General features: G+C 67.6%; 15 protein-coding genes and 1 tRNA gene. 7 read left to right on the top strand and 9 right to left on the bottom strand.

Features of this window, described 5'->3' with window-relative positions; genetic code table 11:
* The first annotated feature begins 55 nt into the window (after positions 1-55).
* Entirely contained in the window at positions 56-1,459 is a 1,404-nt protein-coding gene (locus AC3WLY_RS34370) for an enolase C-terminal domain-like protein (protein WP_492310684.1), read from the top strand.
* 167 nt (positions 1,460-1,626) lie between these two features.
* Positions 1,627-1,938, top strand: a complete 312-nt coding sequence (locus AC3WLY_RS34365) for a hypothetical protein (protein WP_492310873.1) — start codon at positions 1,627-1,629, stop codon at positions 1,936-1,938.
* A 103-nt stretch (positions 1,939-2,041) separates the two neighbouring features.
* Here the strand turns inward: AC3WLY_RS34365 and AC3WLY_RS34360 are convergent.
* From AC3WLY_RS34360 to AC3WLY_RS34340, 5 genes are all read right to left on the bottom strand, one after another.
* A tRNA-Ala gene (locus AC3WLY_RS34360) sits at positions 2,042-2,117 on the bottom strand.
* A 67-nt stretch (positions 2,118-2,184) separates the two neighbouring features.
* Entirely contained in the window at positions 2,185-2,547 is a 363-nt protein-coding gene (locus tag AC3WLY_RS34355) for a c-type cytochrome (RefSeq protein ID WP_492310874.1), read from the bottom strand.
* Complete coding sequence (locus tag AC3WLY_RS34350) at positions 2,544-3,344, bottom strand: BON domain-containing protein (RefSeq protein WP_175964134.1); 801 nt, start codon at positions 3,342-3,344, stop codon at positions 2,544-2,546. Before AC3WLY_RS34350 ends, AC3WLY_RS34355 begins: the two co-directional genes overlap by 4 nt.
* Before the next feature lie 17 nt (positions 3,345-3,361).
* Positions 3,362-3,946 carry an SIS domain-containing protein gene (locus AC3WLY_RS34345; RefSeq protein ID WP_105392357.1) on the bottom strand — a complete coding sequence of 195 codons (585 nt, stop codon included), beginning with the start codon at positions 3,944-3,946 and terminating at the stop codon, positions 3,362-3,364.
* Between the two features lie 126 nt (positions 3,947-4,072).
* Positions 4,073-4,501, bottom strand: coding sequence for a YraN family protein (locus AC3WLY_RS34340; protein ID WP_175964144.1), 429 nt, complete (start codon positions 4,499-4,501; stop codon positions 4,073-4,075).
* 46 nt (positions 4,502-4,547) lie between these two features.
* On the opposite strand from AC3WLY_RS34340, the gene rsmI reads away from it, so the two are divergent.
* Positions 4,548-5,426, top strand: coding sequence for a 16S rRNA (cytidine(1402)-2'-O)-methyltransferase (gene rsmI / locus AC3WLY_RS34335; protein WP_492310875.1), 879 nt, complete (start codon positions 4,548-4,550; stop codon positions 5,424-5,426).
* A gap of 78 nt (positions 5,427-5,504) precedes the next feature.
* Here rsmI and AC3WLY_RS34330 read toward each other — a convergent pair whose 3' ends face one another.
* Complete coding sequence (locus AC3WLY_RS34330) at positions 5,505-6,116, bottom strand: septal ring lytic transglycosylase RlpA family protein (protein ID WP_072443142.1); 612 nt, start codon at positions 6,114-6,116, stop codon at positions 5,505-5,507.
* 655 nt (positions 6,117-6,771) lie between these two features.
* Here AC3WLY_RS34330 and AC3WLY_RS34325 point away from each other — a divergent pair.
* The 3 genes from AC3WLY_RS34325 to AC3WLY_RS34315 all read left to right on the top strand — a co-directional run bounded on the left by AC3WLY_RS34325 (position 6,772) and on the right by AC3WLY_RS34315 (position 8,622).
* Positions 6,772-7,416: an MBL fold metallo-hydrolase gene (locus AC3WLY_RS34325; protein WP_034183927.1), complete on the top strand. Its 645-nt coding sequence runs from the start codon at positions 6,772-6,774 to the stop codon at positions 7,414-7,416.
* Complete coding sequence (locus tag AC3WLY_RS34320) at positions 7,413-8,072, top strand: 3'-5' exonuclease family protein (protein WP_034183926.1); 660 nt, start codon at positions 7,413-7,415, stop codon at positions 8,070-8,072. Before AC3WLY_RS34325 ends, AC3WLY_RS34320 begins: the two co-directional genes overlap by 4 nt.
* Before the next feature lie 79 nt (positions 8,073-8,151).
* Positions 8,152-8,622, top strand: a complete 471-nt coding sequence (locus AC3WLY_RS34315) for an Lrp/AsnC family transcriptional regulator (RefSeq protein ID WP_006477376.1) — start codon at positions 8,152-8,154, stop codon at positions 8,620-8,622.
* A gap of 42 nt (positions 8,623-8,664) precedes the next feature.
* Here the strand turns inward: AC3WLY_RS34315 and AC3WLY_RS34310 are convergent, their stop codons facing one another.
* The 3 genes from AC3WLY_RS34310 to AC3WLY_RS34300 form a co-directional block, all read right to left on the bottom strand.
* Positions 8,665-9,822, bottom strand: coding sequence for a cation diffusion facilitator family transporter (locus AC3WLY_RS34310; protein WP_492310876.1), 1,158 nt, complete (start codon positions 9,820-9,822; stop codon positions 8,665-8,667).
* A gap of 241 nt (positions 9,823-10,063) precedes the next feature.
* A complete protein-coding gene (locus tag AC3WLY_RS34305; RefSeq protein WP_175964145.1) occupies positions 10,064-10,357 on the bottom strand; it encodes an H-NS histone family protein in 294 nt (97 codons plus the stop codon).
* 355 nt (positions 10,358-10,712) lie between these two features.
* Positions 10,713-11,372: a HugZ family pyridoxamine 5'-phosphate oxidase gene (locus AC3WLY_RS34300; protein ID WP_492310877.1), complete on the bottom strand. Its 660-nt coding sequence runs from the start codon at positions 11,370-11,372 to the stop codon at positions 10,713-10,715.
* Positions 11,373-11,791: 419 nt separating this feature from the next.
* On the opposite strand from AC3WLY_RS34300, the gene AC3WLY_RS34295 reads away from it, so the two are divergent.
* Positions 11,792-13,009, top strand: a complete 1,218-nt coding sequence (locus AC3WLY_RS34295) for an MFS transporter (protein WP_492310480.1) — start codon at positions 11,792-11,794, stop codon at positions 13,007-13,009.
* Positions 13,010-13,028 lie beyond the last annotated feature (19 nt).

Genomic DNA, 13,028 nt, shown 5'->3' with positions numbered 1-13,028 from the left:
GGGCCGCGCCGGCGCGTCCGGCAGCCCGCGCGCCACCGGAACCAGGAGCGAACCGATGTCCGAATCCCGCCGTGCCGGCACCCCGCGCGTCACGCGCATGCAGGTGATTCCCGTTGCCGGCCGCGACAGCATGCTGCTCAACCTGTGCGGCGCACACGCACCCTGCTTCACGCGCAACCTCGTGATCCTCGACGACAGCAGCGGGCATACCGGCGTCGGCGAGGTGCCGGGCGGCGAAGGGATCCGCCACGCGCTCGAGCGCATGACGGATCTCGTGGTCGGCCAGTCGATCGGACGCTACCAGGCGACGCTCAACGCGGTGCGCGCGGCGCTGTCCGGCGCGGGCGCGAGTGCGAGTGCGGGCCGCACGATCCGGCACGAGGTGACGTCGGCCGGCGAAGCGGCCGTGCTGCGCCAGCCGCACGAGATCAACCTGCGGCTCGACAACGTGATCACCGCGATCGAGGCCGCGCTGCTCGACCTGCTCGGCCAGCATCTCGACGTGCCGGTCGCGGCGCTGCTCGGCGAAGGCCAGCAGCGCGACGCGGTGCCGATGCTCGCGTATCTGTTCTACATCGGCGACCGGCGCCGCACCGATCTGCCGTATCGCGACGAGACGCACGCATCGGACGCGTGGTTCCGGCTGCGCAACGAAGCGGCGCTCACGCCGGCCGCGATCGCGCGGCAGGCCGAGGCCGCGGTCGAGCGCTACGGCTTCGCCGACTTCAAGCTGAAGGGCGGCGTAATGGCCGGTGCCGAAGAGATGGAGGCGATCGCGGCGATCAAGGCGCGTTTCCCGGACTCACGCACGACGCTCGACCCGAACGGCGCATGGTCGCTCGACGAGGCCGTCGCGCTGTGCCGCGGGCAAGGCCACCTGCTCGCGTACGCGGAGGATCCGTGCGGGCCGGAAGGCGGGTATTCGGGCCGCGAGGTGATGGCCGAATTCCGCCGCGCGACCGGCATCCCGACCGCGACCAACATGATCGCGACCGACTGGCGGCAGATGGATCACGCGGTGCGGCTGCAGGCGGTCGACATCCCGCTCGCCGATCCGCATTTCTGGACGATGCAGGGCTCGGTGCGGCTCGCGCAGCTGTGCCGCGACTGGGGGCTCACGTGGGGCTCGCACTCGAACAACCACTTCGACGTGTCGCTCGCGATGTTCACGCATGCGGCGGCGGCCGCGCCCGGCACGATCACCGCGATCGACACGCACTGGATCTGGCAGGAAGGCGACGCGCGGCTCACGCGCGAGCCGCTCGCGATCGTCGGCGGCAAGGTGGCCGTGCCGGAGCGGCCGGGGCTCGGGATCGAACTCGACATGGCGCAGGTCGAGGCCGCGCATGCGCTGTACAACGAGGTGGGCGGCACCGCGCGTGATGACGCGGTCGCGATGCGCTATCTCGTGCCGGGGTGGACGTACGATCCGAAGCGGCCGAGTTTCGGGCGGGGGTGACGGGAGGGCAGGCGGCGGGCGGTGGGCGGTGGGCGCGATCCGGACCGCATGCCGCGTCGCGCCGGCGGTTGCCAAACGCCGAAAACAGCCGCATCCTGCCGGCTGCCTGAACCTGCCCGCGCGGCGAACGGTTCAGCGCCCCCGCCACTCAAAAAGAAACGCTCGCCATGACGTCTCCCGACCCGACGCCGCGACAGGTCATCCTCTTCGTTCTGTATTCGGTGCTGTGCCTGCCCGCGAGCATGACCGTCGCAGGCTATGTCGCGCCCAGGATGACGCGCAACGTGTCGAACTTCGAAGGCGGCGCGGGGTATGCGACGTTCTGGTGGGTGATCCTGCTGACCTGCGCGTTCTATACGCTGTCGCTCGTGATCTTCGCGCTGCTGCGCAAGAGAACGGCGATTCTCGCGGTCATCACGGTGGGGTTCGCCGCGTTGTCGGTGCCGGCATTCCGGTTCATCCACGAGTTGGCGACCTAGCCGCAGTCGCCGCGACACGTCGTAGGCGGTACGCACGCGTCGCCGGGGACGCAAAAAAAAACAAAAAGGGCTCGATCTTGCGACCGAGCCCTTCGAATTTCGTTGGTGGAGCGGAGGAGGATCGAACTCCCGACCTTCGCATTGCGAACGCGACGCTCTCCCAGCTGAGCTACCGCCCCAACAGGCGACCATCATACACACGCATTTCCGCGCTTGGCAATAGGGGCTTCGCGCAGCCCCGAAGCGTCACTTTGACGGCGCGCCGGCCAGCACCCATTCGACCACCGAACGGACGTCGGCGTCGCTCATGCGCGGGTGCGCAGGCATCGGAATTGCCCCCCAGACGCCGGAACCGCCTTCCCTCACCTTCTTCGACAGCTTCGCCACGGCCTGCGGATCGGATTTGTAGCGGGCGGCGATATCCTTGAACGACGGGCCGACCAGCTTGCGGTCGACCGCGTGGCAGCCCATGCATGCGTTGCCGCGCGCCACCTTCAAGCCGTCGCCGACGTCCGCGTGCGCGGCGCCCAGCGGGCCGGCCACGAGCGCCACCGCCGCGGCGCCCTGCACGATCCACTGTTTCATCTGCCTCATCTGCGCGGTCTTCATTGCGACGGGGCCTTCGGGTTGCCCGGGTGCACGTTCGACGAATTCGAGATCGGCGCGGGCGGCTGCAGCGGCGTGGACTGCACCGACGCGTCGGGCACCGCACCGACCGTCGCGGTGTCCGCCGGCGCGGCGGCAGCCTGCGTGCCGGATGCGCCGCTCGCGGGCGACGCGGCCTGCAGCGCCTGCGCGTCCTGCGGCTTGACGTACTGGAACACCTTCACGACCTTCTCGACGCCCGGCACCTGGCTCGCGGCTTCGGCGCCGCGATTGCCTTCGTCGACCGTCACGAGACCCATCAGGTAAAGGTTGCCGCGCTCGCTGACGACCTTGTAGTAGTTCGCCGAAATGCCCTTCGTCGCGATCAGCTCTGACTTCACGCGCCCTTCGAGGTAGGAGTCGTTCGCACGCGACGACAGCGACGCCGCCGGCTCGACCGACAGCTCGTTGACGATGCCGTTCACGTTGTTGATGCCGCGCACGATTTCCTCGGCGCGCTGCTTCGACGCATTGTTCGGCACTTCGCCCGTCAGCAGCACGCGGCGGTTGAACACCGTCACGTTCACGTGCGACTGGTCGGGCAGCCCGTTGTTGATCTGCGAAAGCGCCTTGACCTGGATCTCGCGATCTTCCGTCTGCGCACCGAGCGTACGGCGATCGGTCGCGATCAGCGCGCCGCCGCCGGCCGCTGCACCCACGACCCCGAGCACACACCCCTGCAGCGACACGGCGAGGCCCGCCGTCAGCGCGGCGAGCAGCGTGGTTCTGACGAGCGTCTGTTTGACGCGGCTTTGATTCATCGACGGCTCTCCTTCGTTCAATCCTCACCCAGCAGCATCGCGTCGATGCCGTCGCACAGGCAGTGGATGGTCAGCAGATGGACTTCGTGGATGCGCGCCGCGCGAACGGCGGGCACACTGATCGGAATATCGGTGTCGGACAGCGCGGCCGCGACCGCGTGGCCGTTGCCGCCCGTCAGCGCGACGACGGTCATCTCGCGCTCGTGCGCTTCGTCGATGGCCGCCAGCACGCGCGGCGACGCGCCGGTCGGGTCGAGCACCAGCAGGATGTCGCCGGTCTGGCCGAGCACGCGCACCTGTTGCGCGAACAGTTGCCCGGCCGCCGCCGCGCCCGCGAGGCCGGCCTGCGACGCATCGGTGGCCAGCGCGATCGCGGGCAGGCCCGGACGCTCGCGCTCGAAGCCGCCGACGAGCGACACCGCGAGATAGTGTGCGGCGGCGGCCGACGGGCCGTCGCCGCACGCGACGATCTTGTTGCCGTTCGCCAGCGCGGCGAACATCGCGTCGACCGCGGCTGCGATCGGCAACGACAGCGCGTCGGCCGCTTCGGCATGAAGCGCGGCGCTGTCGCGAAATTGTTGCTGAATACGTTCGACTGACATCGATTCCTGGTGAACTGGGCGCGTGGCACGCATCGCGCGACATCGTGGGTGCGGCGAGTTTACCGTACTCCGGCACCCTCTCCAGCGGTCCGGCAAGAACTCTTTACATCTCGTCACAGCTCGCCGCTACGCATCGTCGGTACGAAATGCGTCGCGCAGCCACGCGAGCCGCCCGGCCTCGAACGCGACGACGTCGAAACGGCACGCGGCGCCGGCACCGTGCCGCGCCCAGAACTGGAGCGCCGCGGCAACCAGACGCCGCCGCTTGCGCCAGCCGACGCTCGCGGCCGCGCCGCCATGCCGGACACTGCGCCGCGCGCGCACTTCGACGAATACGAGCACGCCGTCGGGCTCGCGCATCACGAGATCGAGCTCGCCGCCGCGCATCGTCACGTTCGCCGCCACGCACACGAGGCCGCGGCGTTCGAGAAACTGCCGCGCACGCTGCTCGAATGCCGCGCCGACCGGTTTGGATCGCGCCGCACCGGAAAAGTTGTCGCCCGCGCGCGGCAAACCGCGCACGCCATCCGGCCGCGCCGGCGCCGCGTGGCACAATGCCGTCCTTGTTCCGCCTGCGCCGCGATTGCGCGCATTGCCTGCCATGACTGCCCTCCTCGAACTCGCGCATACGCAGCACTACCCGAGCGCCGCGCTCTATGTGGTCGCCACGCCGATCGGCAACACCGCCGACATCACGCTGCGCGCGCTGCACGTGCTCGGCCTCGTCGACCGCATCGCGGCCGAAGACACCCGCAACACGGGCCAGCTGCTCGCCCGCTACGGGATCTCGAAGCCGCTCGTCGCCGTGCACGAGCACAACGAACGCGAAGCCGCGCAGCGCGTGATCGAACTGCTGCGCGCCGGCGAACGCGTGGCCTACGTATCGGACGCCGGCACACCCGGTATTTCGGACCCCGGCGCGCGGCTCGTCGATGCAGTGCGCGAGGCCGGCTTCGCGGTGATCCCGCTGCCGGGCGCGAGCGCGGCCGTGACCGCGCTGAGCGTGGCCGGCGGCTGGGCCGGCGCGTTCACGTTCGCGGGCTTCCTGCCGCCGAAGGCCAAACAGCGCGCGACCGCGCTGCAGGCGCTGGTATCGCACCCGTACGCGCTGGTGTTCTACGAAGCACCGCACCGGATCGCCGAAACCGTCGCTGCACTCGCCGACGCGTTCGGCCCCGCGCGCCGGCTGCTGATCGCGCGCGAACTCACCAAGCTACACGAGCAACTGTTCCAGGGCACCCTGGCCGAAGGACAGACCTGGCTCGCCGGCGATGCGAACCGGCAGCGCGGCGAATTCGTGCTGGTCGTCGAAGGCGCGCCGGCGGCGAGCGGCGAAGCCGACGACACTGCGCACGACGCGCTGCTCAGGCTGCTGCTGGAAGAAGTGCAGGTGAAGAGCGCGGCCAAGCTCGCGGCCGCGCTGACGGGCGCGTCGCGCAACGCGCTGTATGCGCGCGCGCTCGCGCTGAAGGAAGGTTGACGCGCGACGGCGCCGCGCGGAAACGACAAAGGGCTGCCGGAAGGCAGCCCTTTGTGCATGAGCGGACGATCCGCCGCGTTACTTCGCCGAGACCGACGCGAGCATTTCGTCGCGCGCGTCGCGCGCTTCCTGCGGCGACAGCCCTTCGATCTTCACGCGGCCCGTACCGGCGTGCACGAGGCCGATCACCTTGGCGGCCGCGTACGACAGGTCGAGCACACGGCCGCGCTTGAACGGCCCGCGATCGTTGACCTTCACGACGACCCACTTGCCGGTCGACGAATTCGTCACCTTGATGTACGACGACAGCGGCAGCGTGCGGTGCGCGGCGGTGAGCGCGTTCATGTTGAAACGCTCGCCGTTCGCAGTGCGGCGGCCGTGGAAATCCCTCCCGTACCAGGAGGCGCGCCCCGTCTGGCGGAAGTCGGACACATCCTTGCCGTCGATCGGCTCGGCGTCCGCCAGCGACGGCTTCTTCGCGTCCTTGCTGTCGGCGGCCGGCATCGACGCCAGTGCGGAATCGAAATTCAGTTGCTGCTTGTTGTTGTCCGCCTTCGCGGCAGCGGCCGTCTTGTCGACCGCGTTCTTCTGGTTCGCGCTTCCGGTGGTCTGGCTGGGTGGCACCGCACAGCCCGTCAGCGCAAAAAATAATGCAATGGTCCCGAATCGACTCGGAAATCGTACGTTCATCGACGTGTCGCCTTCTGGTTCGGGCCGCTCCTTCACGACGCTGTTTCACAGCGCACATACGCGGCCCGGACGGCAAATGCGTGCACGCCCCGCTCGAATGCGAGCAGGCGGCTAGCATGGGCGCGGCTTTCGTCTATGCCGCAACCGTCCTGATTAGCTTTCACGTCTGGCGCAACCTGTCCCCAACAGCCTGACCAGACCCCACATGCCGCCATCGAACATGGCTTCACGTTCGCGCGCGTCGATACGACCAACGCACAGGAACGGCGGCACAGGCCTCATCCGGCGGCGCGGCAGCAGGGCCGCAGGCGGGCGCGCAGCACCCGGCCGGACAAGACGTGAGCACCGAATGCTCGGTGCTGGATACACCGCCGGACTCCCCGGCGGCTGATGCTTGACGGTGAATTCGACGCCTCTTTTAACGGGGTCGAAACACCAGCGAATTGCGTGAAACTCACGCGCAATGGAGCGCATTATACATAAATCAAAACACCATCTCGAAAGGCGGCCCGGCCGGACCATTGATTCTCACTATGGCGGTAACAATCGATATGCTCCGGGATTGCCCGCAGACGCGCGTCGCGCGGTGCGCCGCATGGGCGGCAGGCAGCGCGCGCGACCGGTACAATCGCTCCTTTTAGCCGCCGGTGCCTCCATGAAAGTCACGCTCATTCCGGTCACGCCGTTCCAGCAGAACTGCTCGCTGCTCGTCTGCGAGAAGACGGGCCGTGCCGCCGTCGTCGATCCGGGCGGCGATCTCGACCGGATCGAACAGGAAGTCGCGCGGCAGAACGTGCAGGTCGAAAAGGTGCTGCTCACGCATGGGCACATCGATCACTGCGCGGGCGCGAAGACGCTCGCGACGCACTACGGCGTGCCGATCGAGGGGCCGCAGGAAGAAGAGCGTTTCTGGATCGAGAAGCTGCCGACGCAGAGCGAGCGCTTCGGTTTTCCGGCCGCCGAAGCCTTCGAACCGGATCGCTGGCTGAACGACGGCGACACCGTGCGGTTCGGCGACGAAACGCTCGAGGTCTATCACTGCCCGGGCCATACTCCCGGCCATGTCGTGTTCTTCAGCCGCGCGCATCGCGTCGCGATCGTCGGCGACGTGCTGTTCGCGGGCTCGATCGGCCGTACCGATTTCCCGCGCGGCAATCATGAAGACCTTGTCCGTTCGATCAAGGAAAAACTGTGGCCGCTCGGCGACGACGTCACGTTCGTGCCGGGCCACGGCCCGGTGTCGACGTTCGGCGACGAGCGCCGCACGAACCCGTTCGTGTCCGACAAGGTATTCGGATGAACCAGACCGCCATCCAGGAAATCTACGTCAGCACCGACGTCGAGGCCGACGGCCCGATTCCGGGCCCGCACTCGATGCTGAGCTTCGCATCGGCCGCCTATACCGAGGACAAGCAGTTGATCGCGACGTTCTCGGCGAACCTCGAGACGCTGCCGGGCGCACAGGCGCATCCGGTGCAGGAAGCATGGTGGAAGACGGAACCCGAAGCGTGGGCCGCGTGCCGGCGCGACCTGCAGGCGCCAGAGGCGGCGCTGGTCGCGTATGTCGACTGGGTCGAGGCGCTGCCCGGCAAGCCCGTGTTCGTCGCGATGCCGGCCGGTTTCGACTTCACGTTCATGTTCTGGTACATGATGCGCTTCGCGGGGCGCTGCCCGTTCTCGTGGTCGGCGCTCGACATCAAGACGCTCGCGTTCGCGATGACGGGCCTGCCGTACCGCAAGGCGATCAAGCCGCGCTTTCCGAAGCACTGGTTCGACGACCATCCGCATACGCACGTCGCGCTCGACGACGCGATCGAGCAAGGCGCGCTGTTCTGCAACATGCTCGCCGACCTGCGCCGGCAGCAAGCCGCGCTCGCGGGCCTCGCCGTGTCGGATACCGATCGGTCGGAAAACGCGGGGACGGGACAAAACCCCACGGATCCGCGAGCAAATTAGCGAATCCCGCTCAACAGCGCCGCGCCAGATTGCCTTTCCTTTCCCGGACCTCTAACATTCAGCGTGTTGTAGCTGCCGCATGGAGGCGCAGGTGACGCTCGATTCCTTTTCGCAAAAAATCCTTCGCCTGTTGCAGCTCGACGCGCGCCGTTCCGTACAGGAAATCTCCGACCAGGTCGGGCTGTCGAGCACGCCGTGCTGGCGCCGCATCAAGGACATGGAACAGTCGGGCGTGATCCAGCGCTATACGGCGCTGCTCGATCGCGAGAAGCTCGGCCTGCACGTGTGCGCGCTCGCGCACGTGCACCTGACCCGCCACAACGAAGGCGGCGTCGAGCAATTCGAGCGCGAGATCGCGACCTGCCCGGAAGTCACCGAGTGCTACAGCACGACCGGCGAAGCCGATTACATCCTCAAGATCGTCGCGCCCGACATCAAGGCCTACGACGTGTTCCTGCACGAACGCATCTTCAAGATCCCGGCCGTGTCGCAGGTGCGCACGAGCGTCGTGCTGCGCGAAATCAAGTTCGACACGCAACTGCCGCTGTAACGCGCGGCCCCGTGCGGACGGCCCGCGCTCGCGGGCATCGCGTCACGCCTGCGCGGGCATCGCGCGCGTGAAGTCGATCCGGCGCGCACCGAACTCGCGCTTGAGCGCGTCGGCGTCGAGCCGGCCGGCCAGCGCCGCATCGGTGTCGCCCGGATCGCTCGCGAGCGTCACGTCGATCTCGAGCCCGGTACTCAGGTAATGCAGGTTGATCGCCGCCGCGCGCAGCCCGCGCTGCGCGAGCGCGGCTTCGAGCCGCGCCGCGATCTCGCCGCGCGGCGGCAGCGCGAGCGCCGGACGGCGCGCCGCGTCGTTCTCGGGGTCGACGTGGATCAGCGCATCGAGCACGCGCGGGTCGGTCAGCACGCGTGCGCGTGCGGTCTCGGCGATGTAATGCCCTTCGGAGACAGAGATCTTCGGATCGACGAGGATGTGCGCATCGACGAGCGCGGCATCGCCCATCTTGCGTGTGCGCAGGTCGTGCACGTCGCGCACGCCGGGCGTCGCCGCGAGCAGCGCGCGGATCTCGGCCGTGTCGGCCGTGTCGAGCGCGCGGTCGGACAGGTCCTGCAGCGCGTCATAGCCGAACGTCCAGCCCATCCGCGCAACCATGAAGCCGACGATCGCCGCCGCGATCGGGTCGAGCAGCCGCACGCCGGCCAGGCTGCCGACGATGCCGATCGCGACGACGAGCGACGACGCGGCGTCCGAACGCGCATGCCATGCGTTCGCGACGAGCATCGCCGAGCGCACGCGCCGCGCCTCGCGCAACATGTAGCGAAACAGCGCTTCTTTCGACACGAGCACCGTCAGCGCGACGACCAGTGCGGAAAAATGCACGGCCGGGATGTTTTCGAGATTAACGAGGCGGTCGCCGGCGCGCCAGAGCATGCCGATTCCGACCGCAATCAGGATAGCGCCGAGAAACAGCGACGCGACCGTCTCGTAGCGGCTGTGTCCGTAATTGTGGTCGGCGTCCGGCGATGCACCGCTATGCCGATTCGCAACCAGCACGACGAAATCCGAGATCAAATCGGAAATCGAATGCACACCGTCGGCAATCAACGCCTGCGAATGCGCAATCGTGCCGACGACGATCTGAAATGTCGCAAGCACGACATTCAGCACAATACTGACGAGCGTGCTCTTGCGCGCAACTGCGTGCTTATCTGCGCTTTGCGCGTCGCCGGAAAACGTGGACATGAAATATGAGATATCGGTGTGCGATACGCAATTCTATCAAAAGCGCCCCGCGAGACTCGCCAATATCAACAAATTTCTCATTCAAATCAATCGCTTATACGAACGTGTCGCATTTTCATTCACGCTGGATTGTTACATTTTCATGACAAATCCCCGCGCACCGACGAGTGTCGGGAAACAAAAAAGCCGCGCTCCCGAACGGACACGCGGCTCTTTTGAGGCAGACGACTTAAACAGGCGCTTAAATCGAAAACTGTTCGCGGTTCTTGCCGGCGATCCAGCGCGGCGGCTTGCCGCGGCCCGACCACGTCGCGCCCGTTTCCGGATCGCGGTATTTCGCGGCCACGCCTGCGCGCGGACGGCCGACCTTACCTGCCTTCGCGCGGTTGAGGCCGAGTTCGGCGAGCGAAAAGCCGTAGTCGGCAATTTTCTGCTTCACGTCATTCAGCACTTCAGCGTATTCACGCGACTTCGCTTCTTCGATTTGCTTCTCCAGCTTCTCCCGCTGGGCCAGCAGGTCCTTGTAAGAAGACATAGTTTCCCTTTCTATCTGACTAATGGCGCCGGTCTGCAGCCAGCTCACCATTCATGAAATATATGTGCCTCGGATTTTCGAAGGCAGAGATTAGCACAAAAAAGATTTGATAGAAGCGAGATTCATGAAAATCCCGAGATCAATTGTAATTCGCACATGTCATTTTGACCGGCCGCGGCCTTTTCTCAAATTTTTACGTTCCTACACAGAGATTAGGACATTAGCGATTGCCGATTAGATCTATCAATATACGCAATTACCCTGCATAAGAAAAATCAAAGCTTTCATAGGACGACAGGTTTGTGAAAATCGGATGGCTCGACTTGCTGAACGGACAAACCGGCAACCCGCGACGTCACGCCACATCCAGCGCGCATTCAATCAGCCGGTCGCGCAGCGCGCCGGCATCGGCCAGCGGCGCGTCGAACGGCGTGCGTACGCGGCGGCCGTCGCACCGCCAGTCGGCGCCATGGCGATCGACGCCGAGCAGGTCGAGCCCGTCGCGGCGCGCGTCGCCGGCATCGTACGCGTCCCACAGTGCCTGTTCCTCGTCGAACCCGAGCGGCGGCAGCGCATCGAGATGCGTACCGTCGACCCAGCCCATGCGCCCAAAGCCGCCGATATAGCGCAGCCGCTCGATATCGAGCGCCCGGAACGTGAAATCGCCGAGCGCGAGATAACGCGCGGCGTCCGGCTCGTAGCGCAGGTATCGCGCGGTGACGTGCGGATCGTCGCCGAGCGGCACGAAGCGGCCGAGCAGCGTCGCGCGTTCGGCGTTCAGCACGTCGCCGTCGGGCGCATCGACGACGAGGAAGCCCGCGCGCGGATCGGCGGCGAGATTGCGCGTGTGTTCGGCGAGGCCGCTCACGAGAATCACGGGCCGATGGCTTGCATCGGGCGCAAACGGGACGACCGTCGGATACGGGAAGCCCTGCGGATCGCGCGCATGGGTGGCAAGCGTGCCGAGCGCGCAGCGGTGCAGCAGATGCAGGGCGAAGGCGGGATCGATGTTCAAGAGGACTCCTGCGGTCGAAGGGCGGCGCTTCGGGCACGCCGCGTGCCCTTCGATGTTACCCGCGGGCGCCGCGCGCCGCGTATCGGCCGAACGGCCTATACGGCGCCAGGCACCGGACGGACGGCGCGCTTCCGCGACGTGACCGGTTCGCCGGTTGCCGGTTGCCGGTTGCCGGTTGCCGGTTGCCGGTTGCCGGTTGCCGGTTGCCGGTTGCCGGTTGCCGGTTCGCCGGTTCGCCGGTTCGCCGGTTCGCCGGTTCGCCGGATCGCCGGTTCGCCGGATCGCCGGATCGCCGGTTCGCCGGATCGCCGGTTCATCCACCGAACGGGCAGCGCCCGGCAGGATCGTAAGCGGTTCGATAGAATCGGACGAATCCGACGGACGCCGCGTGCGTCCATGCATCCTTTGACGAGCCTTCCGTGTCCGAATCCGCCTCCCCCGAATCGTCGTCCCCGTTCGCCGCGCCGCCCGACGCGCATCGCGTGCTGCCGCTCCCGGCCCGCCAGCGTGCGCGCACGGCGTCGATGGCGCTGTTCTTCGTCGCCGGCATGATGTACGCGTCGTGGGGCGTGCACGTGCCGACCGTGCGCGACAAGTTCGCGCTGAGCCCCGGGCTGCTGTCGATCGCGCTGTTCGCGGTCGCCGGCGGCTCGATCGCCGCGATGCTGACCATCGCGCGCTGGATCGCGCGCGTCGGCTCGCGCACCGCGTGCCTCGCCGGCGGGCTCGTGATGTCCGCGTGCGCGGCGCTGATCCTCGTCGTGCCCGACTACTGGATGCTGCTCGGCGTGCTCGCGCTGTTCGGCTTCTCGATGGCGACGCTCGACGTCGCGATGAACGCCGAGGCCAGCGCGGTCGAGATCGCGCTCGGCAAGCCGATCATGTCGTCGCTGCACGGCATGTTCAGCATCGGCGGGATGTCGGGCGCGGCGGCCGGCGGCGCGCTGCTGTCGGCCGGCATGGCGCCGGCCGTGCATCTCGCGCTCGCGGCGGCGGCGAGCGCCGCGGTGCTCGTGGCCGCGAGCCCGGCCGTGCTGCCGCATGTGCCGCACCACGAACACGCGCACGGCGGCGGCAACCGCTGGCGCTCGCCCGCGCTGTGGATGCTCGGCGGCATCGCGCTCGTCGCGCTGATCGCCGAAGGCGCGATGTACGACTGGGCGACGGTCTACATGCGCGACGTCGTCGCGGCGAGCCCCGCGCTCGCAAGCGCCGCGTACGCGGCGTTCTCGGGCGGGATGGCCATCGCGCGCTTCGCGGGCGACGCCGTGCGTGCCCGCTTCGGCGCGCCGCAACTCGTGTTCGCGAGCGCGTCGCTCGCGTGCGCGGGGATGATCGGCGCGCTGCTGCTGCCCTATCCGGTCACCGTGCTGACCGGCTTCACGCTGATGGGCCTCGGCCTCGCGAACATGATGCCCGTGCTGTTCGCGGCCGCCGCGCGCGTGAAAGGCATCCACGCGGCCGAAGGGCTCGCGCATGTGGCCGGGCTTGCGTATTTCGGACTGCTGTTCGGTCCGGTCGTGATCGGCGCGGTCGCCCAGGCCGCGAACCTGACGATCGGCCTGTCGGTCGTCGCGCTGTGCGCGGCGCTCGTCGCGGCCGTCGCACCGAAGGTGCTCGCGCACCTGAAGATCTGACGGCATCGCGCCCGTCGGC

It is taken from the genome of Burkholderia sp. FW306-1C-G01B, from assembly GCF_058781685.1.
The sequence above is the reverse complement of the archived record's forward strand: the minus strand, read 5'-3'. Positions and strand labels throughout refer to the sequence as shown.